The following is a 16,656-nucleotide window of genomic DNA, read 5'->3' on the forward strand; positions in this document are numbered from 1 at the left end:
TGCACATCATGGATGAATTGGAATTGTGTTTCTAAGCTGCCTGTACGGCAGTGAACACGGAGGCGACCGTGACAGCGACCATTACCCATTTCTAAGCTGCCTGTACGGCAGTGAACGAGCTGCGCAAGAAAAATTGCCTCGTCATCATTTTCTAAGCTGCCTGTACGGCAGTGAACGGGGCGATGGTTGCTACAGTGATACTACTGTAGTTTCTAAGCTGCCTGTACGGCAGTGAACTTTATGGATGCGCGGGCGTTAGATTTTGCTATTTTCTAAGCTGCCTGTACGGCAGTGAACCGAAAGGCACGTAAACAGATTGCCCGACTTTATTTCTAAGCTGCCTGTACGGCAGTGAACTAACCTCAACAAAGAATAAGCCCCTATTATCTATTTCTAAGCTGCCTGTACGGCAGTGAACTTGCCCTGCACAGCTTCAATGATGCGTATGAATTTCTAAGCTGCCTGTACGGCAGTGAACACGAGTTTCTGCCGCTTGCCCTGCTTTCTGCTTTTCTAAGCTGCCTGTACGGCAGTGAACCCAAGATATCTAAAAGGCTAGAATCTTCCTCTATTTCTAAGCTGCCTGTACGGCAGTGAACACACGCAGGGCATAGTCAAGCACGTTGAATGATTTCTAAGCTGCCTGTACGGCAGTGAACGCTAACGCTAAATTGTTCCACCAGCTAAACGCTTTCTAAGCTGCCTGTACGGCAGTGAACCCTGCGAAACCTGAAAGCGGATAATTTGCAGTGTTTCTAAGCTGCCTGTACGGCAGTGAACAGGAGCTTTTAGGGGTATGTATGTTTATACAGTTTCTAAGCTGCCTGTACGGCAGTGAACTTCGATAGCGGAGTACACCGCCGCGTTTAGCTTTTCTAAGCTGCCTGTACGGCAGTGAACCTGTAGCCCGATCACTCTAACGATTTGTTTTATTAGCAGCAATCACCGTTTTTGCCGCAAAAACCCTTTTTTTCAGCCTAACTGTAACTCATTGATTTTTAATCCTGTGAAATAGACCAAATAAAAAGGGTCTGCATCTGGGTAATATTTTTTGTAGCCATCATTTTCCCAAACTATCTGTGATAGGCTGATTTTCGTTAGTTTTCTGAAGATTATATTTTTATTTATTAAATAGTTAGTCTGCGATTAATTTCGCTGGCATCAACACCTATTATCGATCGCGGCAGAAAATACATTATGGATAACGCTTTTAGCCCTTCGGACTTAAAAACAATTCTGCATTCCAAACGCGCCAATGTTTATTATCTTCAGCATTGTCGCATTCTCGTCAACGGTGGCCGTGTCGAATATGTCACGGAAGAGGGAAGTCAGTCGCTGTACTGGAATATTCCCATCGCCAATACCAGCGTTGTGATGTTGGGAACCGGCACCTCCGTCACGCAGGCCGCCATGCGAGAGTTTGCCAGAGCCGGTGTGATGGTCGGTTTCTGTGGCGGTGGCGGTACTCCGCTGTTTGCGGCTAACGAGGCGGAAATCGCGGTATCCTGGCTATCGCCACAGAGCGAATATCGACCAACCGAGTATTTGCAGGACTGGGTGAGCTTTTGGTTCGATGATGAGAAAAGGCTGGCCGCCGCCGTCGCCTTTCAGCAGGTGCGAATAACACAAATTCGTCAGCACTGGCTAAGCTCTCGTCTGTCCCGCGAATCCCGCTTTACCTTTAAGGCCGATCACCTTCAGGCGCTTTTGGATCGTTATGAAAAAGGGCTAACCAACTGCCGTACCAGTAATGATGTGCTGGTACAGGAAGCGATGATGACGAAAGCCTTGTACAAATTGGCCGCTAATGCTGTCAGCTATGGTGACTTTACCCGCGCCAAACGCGGCGGTGGCACCGATTTGGCTAACCGCTTTCTCGATCACGGCAACTATCTGGCTTATGGGTTGGCCGCCGTCTCGACGTGGGTCTTGGGTCTGCCGCACGGGCTAGCTGTGTTGCACGGTAAGACTCGCCGTGGCGGGTTGGTGTTCGACGTCGCCGATTTAATTAAAGATGCGCTTGTGCTACCGCAGGCTTTTATTGCTGCGATGGAGGGCGAAGATGAACAAGAATTTCGTCAGCGCTGCCTGACCGCGTTTCAACAATCCGAAGCGCTGGATGTGATGATCGGCAGTTTGCAGGATGTCGCCAGTAAGCTGAGTCAGGTAGCGCGATGAATATTCTGCTGATTTCAGAATGCAATAAGCGTGCGCTGGTCGAAACCCGTCGAATACTGGATCAGTTTGCCGAGCGCAAGGGCGAACGCAGTTGGCAAACCGCTATCACGCTGGAAGGGCTGAACACACTACGCAAGCTGTTGCGCAAAACGGCACGTCGCAATACGGCTGTCGCCTGTCACTGGATTCGTAGTACAAACCATACCGAGCTGCTGTGGGTCGTCGGCAATCTGCGGCGTTTTAATGCTCAGGGGAGCGTACCGACCAATACCACCAGCCGGGATGTCCTGCGCACGAAAGATGAAAACCCGTGGCACAGCGCTGAGGTATTTAGCCTGCTGGCCGCTATTGCTGGGTTATTTCACGATGTTGGCAAAGCCAATGCGTTGTTTCAGGCGGGACTGAGCGGCACAGGCCCGCACAGCCAACCCTATCGACATGAATGGGTATCGCTGCGACTATTTCAGGCTTTTGTCGGTGAGCAGGACGATAAAGCCTGGCTAACCATGCTCAGCACCATTACCCCAGAAGCGGAGGTCGCGCTGTTGGCAACGCTGCAACACGATAAGCCGACGTTCAGCGATAGCCCATTTCGTACCTTGCCGCCACTGGCACAAACCGTTGCCTGGCTGATTGTGTCTCACCATCGGCTGCCAGTGTTTAATAAAGCTGTTGAGCTTGCACCAAATAGTAGTGAACCGCAGTTAAGTTTCGCTGAGACATGGTTAACCGACCATACCTCCGCTCAGTGGAATGCCATCAATCACTACAAAACTCACTGGACATCGTCCGAGCGAGAGCAAAACTGGCAGTTCCCTAACGGGACACCACTGCGCAGCGCGGTCTGGAGAGAGAAGGCTCGAAAATTTGCAGGCCGTGCGCTGAAGCTGCCTGCATTCATGTATTTCAGCCAGTTAGACCAGCGGTTGACCGTGCATCTGGCACGCCTTGCGCTCATGCTGGCAGATCACCACTACTCGGCAGGCGCGGCGACGCTTGGCTGGCAGGACATCACTTATCCGGTGTGGGCTAACACCGATCGCAAGACAAGGGAATACAAACAGAGGCTGGACGAACACTGCGTCGGTGTTGGACAAAATGCCCTACTACTGGGGAGAAGTCTGCCGCACCTGCGTGACACGCTCCCCGCCATCACCCGCCACAAAGGGTTCCGTCAACGCAGCACGCATCCACGCTTTCGCTGGCAAGATCGTGCGTTTGACCTTGCTGGCTCCATTCGTGAAACCACGAAACAGCACGGCTTCTTCGGCATCAACATGGCATCGACAGGCAGAGGGAAAACCTTTGCTAACGCACGAATTATGTATGGTCTGTCGGATGAAGCCATCGGCTGCCGCTTCTCCGTCGCGCTGGGGTTACGTACGCTAACGTTACAAACGGGCGATGCGCTACGGCAACGTTTGAAGTTGGACGAAGACGACTTAGCGGTGCTGATTGGTTCACAGGCGGTGCAAGATCTCCATGAAATGCGGAAGGAGAATCAACAACGCCAGCAGAATACGCCACAGACCGGCAGTGAATCCGCCGATCCGCTGTTCTCTGAACATCAATATGTTCGCTACGATGGCTCTCTGGATGATGGTCGGCTAAAAGCCTGGCTGGAACGCAGTCCAACTCTGCATCAATTACTGAGTGCGCCCGTGCTGATCACCACCATCGATCACCTAATGCCAGCAACGGAAGGGCTACGCGGCGGTCACCAGATTGCCCCAATGCTACGATTATTAACCTCCGACCTGGTACTCGATGAACCGGATGATTTTGGTCTGGAGGATCTTCCTGCCCTTTGTCGACTGGTTAACTGGGCGGGAATGTTGGGCTCACGCGTGCTGTTGTCGTCAGCCACACTGCCGCCTGCGTTAATTCGTGCGCTGTTCGATGCTTATCTTGATGGCCGCGCTGCCTGGCAACAGGCTTACGGTACACCAAATGCGCCACTGAATGTGTGCTGCGGCTGGTTTGATGAATTTGACTGTCAGCATGCGCAATATGGCGACGTGAAAGACTTCATGATCAAGCACGATGCGTTCGTTCATCAGCGGCTGAAAAATCTGACGAAAGATGAACTCCCGCTACGCTTCGCCACTATCGTACCGGTCAGCAGCCCCAGCAAAAATGCAGACGATGTTCATCTGGCCGTCGCACAGGCGATCCATCCACGGATATTGGATTTACATTCGCAGCATCACCAACAGCATGAAAGTGGGAAGACCGTCTCGCTGGGGCTGGTCAGAATGGCAAACATCGATCCGCTGGTTGCCGCCACTCGACAGTTACTTTCCATCCCTTCACCGCCGGATACCTGTATTCATTACTGCGTTTATCACAGCCAACATCCGTTGGCGATGCGCTCCTATATTGAACAGCGGCTTGATGCCGCGCTGATGCGCAACGATGCCGATGCTCTGTGGCAGGTAGAGGAGATTCGTCAGGCGATAGAAAAAGCGCCACAACAGCATCACGTCTTTGTTGTTCTGGCAACCTCTGTCGCTGAAGTGGGTCGCGATCATGATTACGACTGGGCGATTGTTGAACCTAGCTCGATGCGTTCGCTGATCCAACTTGCCGGGCGCATATTGCGTCACCGGCAGGATGAACGATATGTACCTAAAACGCCGAATATCTATCTGCTCAGTCACAATATTCGAGCGCTTAGGGGAGAGGACATTGCGTACTGTAAACCTGGCTTTGAGTCGCAGGATGACAGCCTGGATACACACGATCTCCATCAGCTATTACAGGAAAAAGAGTACCGCCACCTTAGCGCCGCACCGCGTATCGTGCAGCCAGCATCATTTACCAAACCGCTTTCACTGGTAGCGCTAGAGCATGCCGTGTTGGGAAAAACGCTGCTTGGCCTCAAAAATAAAAAACTCGATGACCTGAAACGCCCTCCCGCAGCCTTTTGGTGGCGCGCACACCCGCATTGGAATGGTGAACTGCAACGGCGAACACCTTTTCGTCAATCGGCGAAAGATGAAGCGTACACCCTGTGGATCGCCGATGACGATGAAGAACCCGTTTTCATGGTGCAGGACGATGGCCCCAGCGGCTGGAAGCCAAACGATATTGCTCGTCCCGTTACGCTGAACATGGCAGAAGGCGTCAGTGCCTGGATTGAGCCGGATTACCACGCCTTGTACCAACGGCTGGCAGAAGAAAAGCAGTGGGAACTGAGCTGGGTGAGCGCCCGCTTCGGCGAAATTCGCCTGCGTGAAGAAAAAGACTGGTACTGGCACCCGCTGTTGGGAGTGTTTGGCGCACTCAGTTGAGTGCGCCACTGCCTGTACGGCAGTAATGTAAGATTAAAGCCACGAATGACTTTTCTTATTTCTAAGCTATCTGTATCGATAGGGCTTGCATGATACACATTCATACGCTTATGCTTCAATCACTGAAGAAATATAAAAATAAAGAGACAAATGTCTTTTCTTAGGTTGAATGAAATCTTCAGCTATCATGCTCGTATAGTGCAAGCTTTAAGCAGGTCGCAGCATATGAAACGATTAAACGTTATTGGATTAGCAGTGTTATTGGCCGCTATTTTGGTTGTCATCCTTTGTATGAAGCCCATAACTATGTATATCAATAACCAAGCGGACAGCTCAGCAAAGGGACAACAATTCTCAATTTTTTCTATAACAATCAATCGAAACTAGAAGAAAGTTCATGTAAGAGTCTAAAAATAAAGGATTAACTATGCGTGGTGAGAAATTGAAAACGTTCATACTCTCCTACATTAGCACGCGAAAGCAGGCCAAGCTGGATGCTTTCGATAAAGACGCGGAGAAGAAACGCGCAGCACTCAGCGGTGAAGCGCTGGCTGTGACAGAGCTAGAACTGGCGCAAGTGCGTCGGGAGATAGAGCAAAAGCACGAAGTACAAAACTGGTTAACCGATGCTGCCAGCCGCGCTGGACAAATCAGCCTGGTCACCCACGCGCTGAAGTTCACCCACAGCGATGCCAGAGGTAGCAGTATCTTTAGCGCTGACACTGTAGCTGATGCCAAAACGCTTTCCACTGCAACGCTGGCACAACCCGCCATTGATGCCGTCGGCAACGCAGCCGCATTAGATGTCGCCAAGCTGCTACAGACCGAATACGACGGGGATTCGCTGGTCGCCGCCTTACAGCGTGGCGACCACAGCGCATTGGAAGCACTGGCAGAAAGTCCGGAACAGCTCGCACAGTGGTTGGCAGGGTTTCAGCAGGTGTTCACCGATCGCCAACCCAGCTCACATAAGCTGGCCAAACAGATCTATTTCCCGCTAGCAAATGGTGAATACCATCTGCTCAGCCCACTTTACTCCTCTTCACTGGCACAGGCTCTCCATCAGCGGATCAATGCCGTGCGTTTTGGCGACGAGGCAAAAGCAATTCGTCAGGCGCAAAAAGCAAGCCAGTGGCACGACCAACTCTCTATCAGTTACCCCAATCTGGCAGTACAGAATATGGGTGGCACCAAGCCACAAAATATTTCTGCGCTAAACAGCAGCCGCAGCGGCCGTTCTTATTTGCTCAGCAGTGCACCACCGCAGTGGAATAGTATTGAAAAACCTCCGCAGCAGCATGAATCCATTTTCCGGCCACGCGGCGAGGTGGACTATTACACCCGCGCGACGTTAGCGCAGATGCAGCGCTTTTTACTCAGCGTCAAAGAGGTGGAAAACAATCGCGACATTCGTCAACAGCGCCTGCGTTACCTCGACCAGTTAATCGATCAGCTCTTCTTCTATGTCGCTAGCGTGCAGAACCTGCCCGCTGGTTGGAGCGCAGAGTCTGAACTGAAACGCACCCAGCAGTTGTGGCTCGATCCTTATCGCGCAGAAACGGATACCGTTTTCCGCCGTGAACGCGAAGCGGGAGATTGGCAACAGGCGGTGGCCTACGATTTTGGCCGCTGGCTGAACCGTCGCCTCAAGCATGAAAACTTGATTTTCGGCGAGGTAGAACGTCGGGAATGGTCTACCGCAGCCCTGTTCAAACGTCGTATGCGCGAAATGGAAGGCACACTGAAAGAGGAGCTGGCATGAGCACGTTGATTATCCTGCGTCGTATCCAGGTCGAAAACGCCAACGCCATTGCTGGACTGACCTACGGCTTTCCTGCCATTACGCACTTTCTCGGGTTTACCCATGCGCTATCGCGCAAGCTACAGGCTAGCCACGGGCTAACGCTGGACGGCTGCGGCGTGGTGAGCCATCAGCATCAGCTACACGCCTATGGTTCCAGTTGGGAACGGAGTTTTGCCCTGACCCGTAACCCGCTCACCAAAGAAGCCAAAACTGCCGCTTTTAATGAAGAAGGCCGCATGCATATGACCGTCTCGTTGTTAATACGCTGCGACGGACAGATCCCGGCGGATACCACGGCCCTATGTGAACATTTGAAACAGCAGGCGCAATGCCAACGTCTGGCAGGAGGAACCGTTATTGATATCGAGCGGGTCACCATCCAGTCGTTACCGGTGGACGAAGTGGAAAACCGTGGAGTCATGCGCCGCCTATTACCGGGCTTTGTGCTAAGAGACCGCACCTCACTACTGCATCGCCATTTTCAGGCTCTACAGCAGGACAACCCGCAAGCAGAAATGATCGATGCCTGGCTGGATTTCGCCGCGCTGAAGATGCAGGCAGAACGCGATCCTAGCGATAACGCCGTACAGTGGAAATACCTTCCCAAGCCCGGCGACGGCGGTTTTCTGACGCCGTTGATGATTGGCTACCGTGCCATTTCACCACTTTATGCACCCGGTGAGGTTGATAAAACCCGCGATCCGCACACATCGTTCTGTTTTGCCGAAGCCGCCTACGGCATCGGGGAATGGCAAGGCGCGCACCGCATCAATGATATCCGCCAGATACTCTGGGAATATGACCACCAGAACGGCGATTATCACTGCCGCCAGTTAGCGGATACCGACTCAGCAGCAGAAGACACTTCCTACGAATTCGATTACTAAAAAGGACGATACCATGGCAAAAGCAACAACAGCGTTAAAGACCGCATCAGTACTGGCTTTTGAACGTAAATTGGCTAACTCGGATGCATTGATGTACGCAGGAAACTGGACGCAGCAGGACAACTGGACGGCTATTGCCATTCAGGAGAAATCGGTTCGTGGGACGATCTCTAACCGCCTGAAAAATGCCCTCACCAGCGACACGACCAAACTGGATGCGGAAATTCAAAAAGCCAACCTGCAAAAAGTGGACGTCGCCGCTCTTCCTTTCGATGCCGATACCCTAAAAGTCGTGTTCACCCTGCGGGTGCTCGGTAATCTGGCGCAGCCATCGGTATGTAACGATCAGGATTATCAAACCGCGCTGGGTAACATCATCACCGGATATGCTCAGGATCAGGGTTTTGGCACACTGGCGGCACGCTATGCGGAGAATATCGCGAACGGTCGTTTTCTGTGGCGCAACCGCGTTGGGGCGGAAGCGATCCGCGTCGTCGTCACCAGGAAAGGTGAAAAAAGTTGGGAGTTCAACGGTGAAGACTATTCGCTGCGCCAGTTCAGCCAGCCAACGGGTGACCTTGCAGCATTAGCACAGGCGATTGAGGAGGGGCTGGCGGGTGACGCCTCGGCGCTTTTTACCGTGGAAGCCTACGTGCAGTTAGGCAACGGGCAGGAAGTCTTCCCATCTCAGGAACTGGTGCTCGACGAAAAAGCGCGTAACGGCAAGAGCAAGATCCTCTATCAGGTAAACGATGTCGCGGCCATCCACTCGCAGAAAATCGGTAACGCATTGCGCACCATCGACGACTGGTATCCGGCGGCTGATGAAGCGGGTCCGATTGCCGTCGAACCTTACGGCTCGGTAACCAGTCGCGGTAAAGCCTATCGCCAGCCTAAAGAGAAAATGGATTTCTACACGCTGCTGGATAACTGGGTAATTAAAGGCGACGTCCCCGTGCCAGAACAGCAGCACTACGTCATCGCTACGCTGATTCGTGGCGGTGTGTTTGGTGAAAAAGGCGAATAAGGTGGCGGTATGGATCACTACATTGATATCCGCGTCCAACCCGATCCCGAGTTCACTGCGCCGCAGCTTTTGAACGCGCTGTTTGCCAAACTGCACCGGGCGCTGGGGCAACTGGCGGATGGCAAGATTGGGATTAGCTTTCCCGAAGTGGGTAAAACGCTGGGGGAATGCTTGCGGCTACACGGTACGGCAGACGCGCTCTCTACGTTAGAAAAAACGTCCTGGCTAAAAGGATTGCGGGATTACACACAGGTTTCTGAGTGTAAAGCCGTACCTAACAACGTGAAATTTCGCACTGTACGCCGCGTTCAGCTCAAGACCAGCGCCGAACGGCTGCGTCGACGCTCGGTGAACAAAGGCTGGTTAACGGAAGCAGAAGCCGCAGCACGAATTCCCGATGCGGTGGAAAAACGTAGCACACTGCCGTTTGTGCAAATCAAGAGCTTGTCCAACGGGCAGATGTTTTTTGTGTTTGTGGAACATGGCCCACTACAGAACGCCCCTGCCACAGGCCGTTTCTCTTCCTATGGTTTAAGCGCGGAAGCCACCGTTCCGTGGTTCTAACCCTTTGGTAGCGGCCAACTGCAAGCTATTGATTGTTAATTGCAGTTGGTCGTCTTAATAAAAAAGGGGTTTTCGAAAAAAATATATTTTCTTTAATAATCTGGCGATTAGTGTGAAAACCTAACCGTTCACTGTCGCATCGATGGATTATTCATCGTCTCAAGCACCCGCGTCTGGCTATTATCGAGGTAGTGCTGCTCTGGTGCTCAATGCGTTATGGCCCTTTAATAACGTATTATTGTTGCCTCTTTTCGTGACGCTTTTACGTAACTGGATTTTTTGATTGGGTGAGAAATTACAATTTTGACGTTATTAATATTTAAAAATCGTCATTTTTCCGTTAAGGTACTCTTACAGGGAAATAATTCGTTGGCTTAAGTAAAATTCAAGGGAGTGAGATCACGGTGAAATACGATCCGGTGTTAAAAACGCTTGTTGATGATGATTATCGGCTAGAGGATCATCTTGATTTTAAAAAGCAGCATGCAGATATCAACGATCAAAAATTACGTGCTCAACTAAATGAAATAAATGATGATAATATTCATGCCATATTGACTGCGCAGGAAGCAACGTATTTTTTAAAAACATTGTGTACGCCAAATCCTAATCAATCGTGGAAAACGGCCATATTTGGCTGTACTGACCCTGTATCATCGTTTGCCGGTAATATTGCAGAGGCTGTGTCTGTGAGCCGAATTTTGATGGAGATAAAAGGATTCGGCGTAAAGGCAACTGAATATATTGGAAAAGATGGCAATAAATATATAAAACTATCTGGGTATCCTGGGGTAAGGAAATATTTAAATGCCACTAGATATTTAAATATTAGTCATAAAATAGTAGATATAGGGATAGGGACGAAAGGTATCGAAAGCGGTATTGCGGCTGGTGCAAGATTATGTATTATTTTTTCAGCGGCTTACCGAACCATTGAGTTAATGTTTAAAGATGAATACGCATTAACCGATTTCTTTGTTAATTTAACGATGGATGCCGCAAAATTAGCGATATCGATTGGAGTTGCATGGGGGGCGAAAACGGCAGCTACCTCGGTAATGGTAGCCACAGGAGGCAGTGTTATTATTATTGCTTGTGGTGTATTCGCATTAGGGGTCATTGTCAGCTTTTCATTACTCTGGTTAGATGATAGGTATAAAATAAGTGAGACGATAATAAATAACTTAAAATCACATAGATCACAATATACCCCATACCATCCAGACCAGTTCTTTAATACCTGGGGGAGGTACAGTCGTGGTTAAGGTTAACAGGCCATTAGTGGGCGCATTTGCAATTTTTATTTTTCTATTGACATGTTTTACTGGTTGGTTTTCTTTTAATTCATATTTGGATTTTTTACAGTTAACTGATGTAATTGTTTTTTCATGGAAAGTTGGGTTGATGGTTTTTTGTTCACCATTGCTATTCTATTTTTCATATTTATTCCTTTATTCTGTAGTGAATAATGAAGTGGCTAGAATTAATAATAAACTTGGAGGGGGGTTGGTTATAATAATGATTATTGGGGGCGTAATTAGCTTGTTTTCATCTCTGTATATATCTTATAGCCTAAATGAGTTGGGCTATGAAGTCTGCCCTAAGACATCCTGGATGTCTCCAAATAAATATGTAAAAAACATTGATCTTTGTAAAGAATAAAATAGTACGAAAGTATGATATTCCATGCCTGGGGGAGATACAGCCGTGGTTAAAGTAAATAGGCCATTAATTGGTTCGTTTGCATTATTTCTTTTTCTTGCTTCTTGTTGGGGATGTTGGTTCTCTTTAAGCGGATACTTAGCTTTCTTTGAATCAAATGATGTAATTATCTTCTCATGGAAAGTTGGTGTCCTGATATTCGCTGCACCACTATTGTTCTATTTTTCATATCTGGCTTTTTATTCTGTAATAAAAAACGAACCTGCAAAGATGAATAATAAATTAGCAAATATATTAGCAATGATAGCTATCTTTGGCGCGGTGGTTAGTTTGTTTTTATCAATATATGTATCATATGATCTTAACATTCAAAGTTATAAAATGTGTCCAAAAATATCCTGGATGGATCCCAATAAGTATGTGAAAGATATTGTTTTCTGTGATAAATGGTAAAGATTATCTAATAGGTTGTTATTTTTATGCCTGTGGAGGATTGTTCGTGTTTAAAATAAATCGGCCGCTATTTTTCTCATTCTCAGTGCTGGTTTTTATAATTACATGCTGGGGAATCTGGTTTTCTTTTAATGGTTATTGGGGTTTGTTTAGACTAAGCGATATAATTATCTTTTCATGGAAGGTCGGGATACTTATTTTTGGTTCGCCAATGTTGTTTTATTTTTCTTATTTAGGGTTTTACATGGCAATAAAAAACAAACCGATAGGAATGTATGGAACATTAACAAATGTATGTGGTTATTTGTTTTTTATTGGTGTGGTGATTAGTTTTATTGCATCTATGTATATTTCTTTTAATTTTAGAAGTTATGGGTATGAATTATGTCCTAAGAACTCTTGGATGGATCCCAATAAGTATGTGAAAAGCATTGTTCTCTGTGATGAATGGTAAATAACAAAAATATCTAGTGGTTTTTATTTTCCTACCAAGGGAGAGTCAGTCGTGGTTAAAATAAATAGGCCATTATTTTTCTCATTTTCATTGTTTGCTTTTATCCTTTCATGTTGGGGTGGATGGTTTTCTTTAAGCGGATATATTGATTTTTTTAATCTAAGCGATGTTGTTTTATTTTCATGGAAACTGGGGGGGATGATTTTTTTAGTGCCTATAGTATTGCAATTCTCTCATTTTTCCCTTTTCTCTGCGATAAAAAACAAGCCTATTAAAATGAATAATAAAATTTCAAATGTATTGGTTATATTTGCTATTCTGGGGGCTGTGATTAGTTTTTTTTCATCTCTTTATATCTCTTATAGCCTAAATGAGCTAGGGTATGAAGTCTGTCCTAAGACGTCCTGGATGTCTCCGAATAAATATGTAAAAAATATTGTTCTTTGTAAAGAATAAATAATGATAAGAGAATATGCTTTTTCATGCTTGGGGGAGGTACAGCCGTGGTTAAGGTTAACAGGCCATTAGTGGGCGCATTTGCAATTTTTATTTTTCTATTGACATGTTTTACTGGTTGGTTTTCTTTTAATTCATATTTGGATTTTTTACAGTTAAATGACACGATAGTCTTTTCATGGAAAGTTGGGTTAATGGTATTTGGTTCTCCTTTGCTATTCTATTTTTCATATTTATTTTTTTATTCTGCAATAAATAATGAAGTGGCGAAAATAAATAATAAACTTGGAGGGGGGTTATTTATAATAATGATAGTTGGTGCTATCATTAGTTTGTTCTCATCTTTCTACATATCTTATAATTTTAGAAGTTATGGGTATGAATTATGTCCTAAGAACTCTTGGATGGCTCCCAATAAATATGTGAAAAAAATTACTCTCTGTGATGAATGGTAAATAACAAAAATATCTAGTAGTTTTTATTTTCCTACCAAGGAAGAATCAATCGTGGTTAAGATAAATAGACCGTTTTTTTCATATATTCAGTTTTTATTATTTCATGCTGGGGAGGATGGTTCTCTTTACGCGGCTATATTGATTTCTTTAATCTGAGTCATGTTGTTTCATTTTCATGGAAACTCGGGGTGATAATTTTTCTCGTTCCAATCGTGTTCCAGTTTTCTTGTTTTGGCTTTTTTTCTGCGATGAAAAATAGACCGATTAAAATGAATGATAAAATCTCAAATGCATTGGTCATTTTTGCTATTTTTGGTGCCGTGGTGAGTTTGATTTTATCTATGTATATCTCTTATAGTCTTCATGTTCAGGGTTATAAAGTTTGTCCCAAGAACTCATGGATAGCTCCCAGTAAATATGTAAGAGATATTATTCTTTGTAAAGAATAGATTGATAATTATTTTATGATTAAATATGGAGTTATTCGTGGTTAAAGTAAATAGACCATTTATTGGAGCGTTTTCTGTTTTTATTTTATGCCTTTCCTGCTGGGGAACTTGGTTTTCTTTAAGTGAGTATTTATCATTTTTTAAATCAAATGATGTGATTGTTTTTTCATGGAGAGTTGGGGTTGCTATCTTTGGAGTACCGTTGTCATTCTATTTTTCATATGCTTGTTTTTTTTCTGCGATAAAAAATGAGCATGTGAAGATCAATAATAAATTAGGCGAGTGGTTGGTTAAGTTTCTTATCTTCGGTGCTGTGGTTAGTTTGTTTTCATCATCGTATATATCATACAGCCTTAGTCATCAGGGGTATAAAACCTGCCCTAAAATATCCTGGATGGATCCCAATAAATATGTGAAAGATATCACTCTTTGCGATAAATGATAACTAACAAGCACAACGAATAAGATGTGCTTGTTATCAAAGGTCATAAATCCTAGAGGCTCATTTCCTCCCAGATACTGTAACCCGATGTTCCTGCAATCTTATGGTTCCATGCGATGGTTTTGTATTTTAGCTGGACTTTTTCATACGGCATGATTTCATTGTTATCGATGACGTGCGGATAGACACAGGTGACATCGACAATGTTCGCATCCGTTAATGTAACTTCATAATAAAGTTCTAATTGCCCTGCGGAATTGACGCGGTAAAAATAGAATGTGACATCCACCTTTTCATTATAAGAGATTGCCATCCCTAATAATGGGGACGATTTGTCGATTGGCTTAACAAAATTAATTGGGTGATGGGCAACATTTTGATCGCGGCTGATACTGTGGTTTAAGCCTAATACTTGTATTTGATCTTCATGACCAGTTTGGTAGCGATTGCCAATTGAGTCAAGCGTTGAGCAACCGGATGATATTAAACCCTGTTTTTGACCATTAATGCTGGCATAAATCAAATTAGCCATATCAAATCCTTATGAAAATAATTATAAATAAGCTGACTGATAATATATCGGCCGTCAGCCCGGAAATAATACGGTTAATGTGGCATCAAAGCAAAGCGATCTCTCATAAATGGAGGGTTTATGCCGAAGTCGTATTCATCTCTCGCCAGTTTAGCCAGATCCGCATATCAAATTCCAACTGATGGTAGTCAGGGTCCATATGGCAACAGAGTTGGTAGAATGCCTTGTTATGATCTTTTTCTTTGAGGTGGGCGAGTTCGTGTATCACGATCATGCGTAGGAAATCTTCTGGCCCGTCACGAAATAGCGTCGCGATTCTAATTTCGTTGTTGGACTTTAATTTTCCACCTTGTACACGTGCCACAAAGGTATTGGTGCCCAGCGTCCCTTTTATCGGATTCTGTTTATTGTCGTAAAGCACCTTGGATATCGCAGGCGCATTCTTCAAATATCGCTGCTTTAACTCTGCGACAAATTGATAGAGCAACTTATCACTCTGGATGTGATGGCGATCGGGATATCTTTTTTCCAGCCACAGGCCGAGCTTGCCTTGCTCAACGAGGGTTTGAGCTTGTGCGACAATCGCAGGGGGATAACCATTTAGGTAGCGTAACGTAGTCATGAACGTTCTGATTAGTACAATACAAAGAAACGAATCCCTAACCGTAACAGCGGCTAAGCGAAAATAAAAGCCACACGTTAAGCGAATTCACAACGGTGAGTCGGTTAAACCTGTGGCTTTATCATTTTACGGTTTACTGAATGGCGGCGAAAGCCGCCGCGACGCGCTGGACGTTGCTGTGGTTCAGCCCCGCCATGCACATACGGCCGCTGGCGATCAGGTAAACGCCGAACTCTTCACGCAGACGGTCAACCTGTTCCGGGCTGAAACCGGTGTAGCTGAACATACCGCGCTGAGTGAGCAGGTAATCGAAATTGCGGTTCGGCAGCGCATTTTTCAAGGCTGATACCAACTCCTGGCGCATGCTCAGAATACGGGTGCGCATCTCTTCGACTTCCGCTTTCCAGTCGGCGTTCAATTGCGCGTCGTTCAGGACTTTAGAAACCACCTGAGCGCCGAAATTTGGTGGGGAAGAGTAGTTGCGGCGTACCGTCGCTTTTAACTGACCCAACACTCGCAGTGCGCTGTCGGTATCGTCACACACCACGGAAAGGCCGCCGACGCGTTCGCTGTAGAGGGAGAAAATTTTGGAGAATGAGTTGGCGATCAGTGCCGGTACGCCCGCGCTGGCAATGGCGCGAATTGCATAGGCATCTTGCTCGATCCCGAGGCCAAAGCCCTGATAGGCGATGTCCATAAATGGAATCAACTCACGTGCGATGACGACTTCAATGACGCGATCCCACTGTTCGGTGGTGAGGTCAGAACCGGTCGGGTTATGGCAGCATGGGTGCAGCAGCACAATGCTGCGTGCTGGCAACGTTTGCAGGGTGGCAAGCATGGCATCAAATTTCACGCCCAGACTTTCGCCATCGAAATACGGATAGGTATGAACGTTAAAGCCCGCGCCCTCAAAGATCGCAATATGGTTTTCCCATGTAGGGTCGCTGACCCACACCTCTGAATCCGGGAAGTAGCGTTTCAGGAAATCTGCACCGATTTTCAGCGCACCGGAGCCGCCTAGCGTCTGGATGGTGGCGATGCGATCCGCTGCCAGCGCCGCGTGGCTTTCACCAAACAGCAGATGCTGGATCGCGCTACGGTAAGGCTGTAGTCCTTCCATTGGCAGATAGGAATTCGCGCTCTGAACTGGCTGGCGCAGGCTGTTTTCCGCCGCGCTGACGGCGCGCAGTTGCGGGATAATATTCTGCTCGTTGTAGTAGAGCCCGATACTCAAATTGATCTTATCTGCTCTTGGATCCTGTTTGAATTTTTCCATCAGAGACAAGATAGGATCTCCGGCATAGGTATCAACGTTTTGAAACACAGTGTGGCTCTCCTGAGTGTGTCATTTTATGGGCACCGTAACCCCGACGAG

The 16,656-nt window shown here is 46.9% G+C and carries 16 protein-coding genes, 1 pseudogene and 1 CRISPR repeat array (1 of these 18 only partly in view); of the genes and pseudogenes, 14 read left to right on the top strand and 3 right to left on the bottom strand.

Annotation, left to right across the window (positions count from 1 at the left end; translation table 11 throughout):
* Positions 1-900: direct repeats of the CRISPR family, unit length 28 nt (it extends 634 nt beyond the left edge of the window).
* A gap of 297 nt (positions 901-1,197) precedes the next feature.
* From cas1f to A8F97_RS22850, 14 genes and pseudogenes are all read left to right on the top strand, one after another.
* On the top strand, positions 1,198-2,178 hold the full coding sequence (gene cas1f / locus A8F97_RS00375) for a type I-F CRISPR-associated endonuclease Cas1f (RefSeq protein WP_033072113.1): 981 nt from the start codon (positions 1,198-1,200) through the stop codon (positions 2,176-2,178).
* On the top strand, positions 2,175-5,471 hold the full coding sequence (gene cas3f, locus A8F97_RS00380; RefSeq protein ID WP_033072112.1) for a type I-F CRISPR-associated helicase Cas3f: 3,297 nt from the start codon (positions 2,175-2,177) through the stop codon (positions 5,469-5,471). Before cas1f ends, cas3f begins: the two co-directional genes overlap by 4 nt.
* A gap of 427 nt (positions 5,472-5,898) precedes the next feature.
* A complete protein-coding gene (gene csy1, locus A8F97_RS00390) occupies positions 5,899-7,233 on the top strand; it encodes a type I-F CRISPR-associated protein Csy1 (protein ID WP_033072110.1) in 1,335 nt (444 codons plus the stop codon).
* Positions 7,230-8,162, top strand: a complete 933-nt coding sequence (gene csy2 / locus A8F97_RS00395) for a type I-F CRISPR-associated protein Csy2 (protein ID WP_015731170.1) — start codon at positions 7,230-7,232, stop codon at positions 8,160-8,162. Before csy1 ends, csy2 begins: the two co-directional genes overlap by 4 nt.
* 13 nt (positions 8,163-8,175) lie before the next feature.
* Positions 8,176-9,189, top strand: coding sequence for a type I-F CRISPR-associated protein Csy3 (csy3, locus tag A8F97_RS00400; RefSeq protein WP_015731169.1), 1,014 nt, complete (start codon positions 8,176-8,178; stop codon positions 9,187-9,189).
* 9 nt (positions 9,190-9,198) lie between these two features.
* Positions 9,199-9,753, top strand: a complete 555-nt coding sequence (cas6f, locus tag A8F97_RS00405; protein WP_014701304.1) for a type I-F CRISPR-associated endoribonuclease Cas6/Csy4 — start codon at positions 9,199-9,201, stop codon at positions 9,751-9,753.
* Between the two features lie 404 nt (positions 9,754-10,157).
* A complete protein-coding gene (locus A8F97_RS00410) occupies positions 10,158-11,018 on the top strand; it encodes a hypothetical protein (protein WP_082218655.1) in 861 nt (286 codons plus the stop codon).
* A complete protein-coding gene (locus tag A8F97_RS22840) occupies positions 11,011-11,415 on the top strand; it encodes a DUF1240 domain-containing protein (protein WP_082218654.1) in 405 nt (134 codons plus the stop codon). The genes A8F97_RS00410 and A8F97_RS22840 overlap by 8 nt, the downstream gene beginning before the upstream one ends.
* 45 nt (positions 11,416-11,460) lie before the next feature.
* Positions 11,461-11,868 carry a DUF1240 domain-containing protein gene (locus A8F97_RS00415; protein WP_033072276.1) on the top strand — a complete coding sequence of 136 codons (408 nt, stop codon included), beginning with the start codon at positions 11,461-11,463 and terminating at the stop codon, positions 11,866-11,868.
* A gap of 46 nt (positions 11,869-11,914) precedes the next feature.
* Entirely contained in the window at positions 11,915-12,322 is a 408-nt protein-coding gene (locus tag A8F97_RS22845; RefSeq protein WP_082218653.1) for a DUF1240 domain-containing protein, read from the top strand.
* 51 nt (positions 12,323-12,373) lie between these two features.
* Positions 12,374-12,778 carry a DUF1240 domain-containing protein gene (locus tag A8F97_RS00420; RefSeq protein WP_033072109.1) on the top strand — a complete coding sequence of 135 codons (405 nt, stop codon included), beginning with the start codon at positions 12,374-12,376 and terminating at the stop codon, positions 12,776-12,778.
* Between the two features lie 47 nt (positions 12,779-12,825).
* Positions 12,826-13,233, top strand: coding sequence for a DUF1240 domain-containing protein (locus A8F97_RS00425; RefSeq protein ID WP_033072275.1), 408 nt, complete (start codon positions 12,826-12,828; stop codon positions 13,231-13,233).
* Between the two features lie 51 nt (positions 13,234-13,284).
* Positions 13,285-13,682, top strand: a pseudogene (locus tag A8F97_RS00430) (DUF1240 domain-containing protein).
* Positions 13,683-13,719: 37 nt separating this feature from the next.
* Complete coding sequence (locus A8F97_RS22850; protein ID WP_025919348.1) at positions 13,720-14,124, top strand: DUF1240 domain-containing protein; 405 nt, start codon at positions 13,720-13,722, stop codon at positions 14,122-14,124.
* Between the two features lie 52 nt (positions 14,125-14,176).
* Here the strand turns inward: A8F97_RS22850 and A8F97_RS00435 are convergent, their stop codons facing one another.
* The 3 genes from A8F97_RS00435 to A8F97_RS00445 form a co-directional block, all read right to left on the bottom strand.
* Positions 14,177-14,656, bottom strand: coding sequence for an Hcp family type VI secretion system effector (locus A8F97_RS00435; RefSeq protein WP_015731162.1), 480 nt, complete (start codon positions 14,654-14,656; stop codon positions 14,177-14,179).
* A 118-nt stretch (positions 14,657-14,774) separates the two neighbouring features.
* Positions 14,775-15,278 (bottom strand): M48 family metallopeptidase, encoded by a 504-nt coding sequence (locus A8F97_RS00440; protein ID WP_015731161.1) that lies wholly within the window; start codon positions 15,276-15,278, stop codon positions 14,775-14,777.
* Between the two features lie 133 nt (positions 15,279-15,411).
* Positions 15,412-16,605, bottom strand: a complete 1,194-nt coding sequence (locus A8F97_RS00445; protein WP_033072107.1) for an amino acid aminotransferase — start codon at positions 16,603-16,605, stop codon at positions 15,412-15,414.
* Positions 16,606-16,656 lie beyond the last annotated feature (51 nt).

It is taken from the genome of Pectobacterium parmentieri (genome assembly GCF_001742145.1).
GTDB lineage: Bacteria > Pseudomonadota > Gammaproteobacteria > Enterobacterales > Enterobacteriaceae > Pectobacterium > Pectobacterium parmentieri.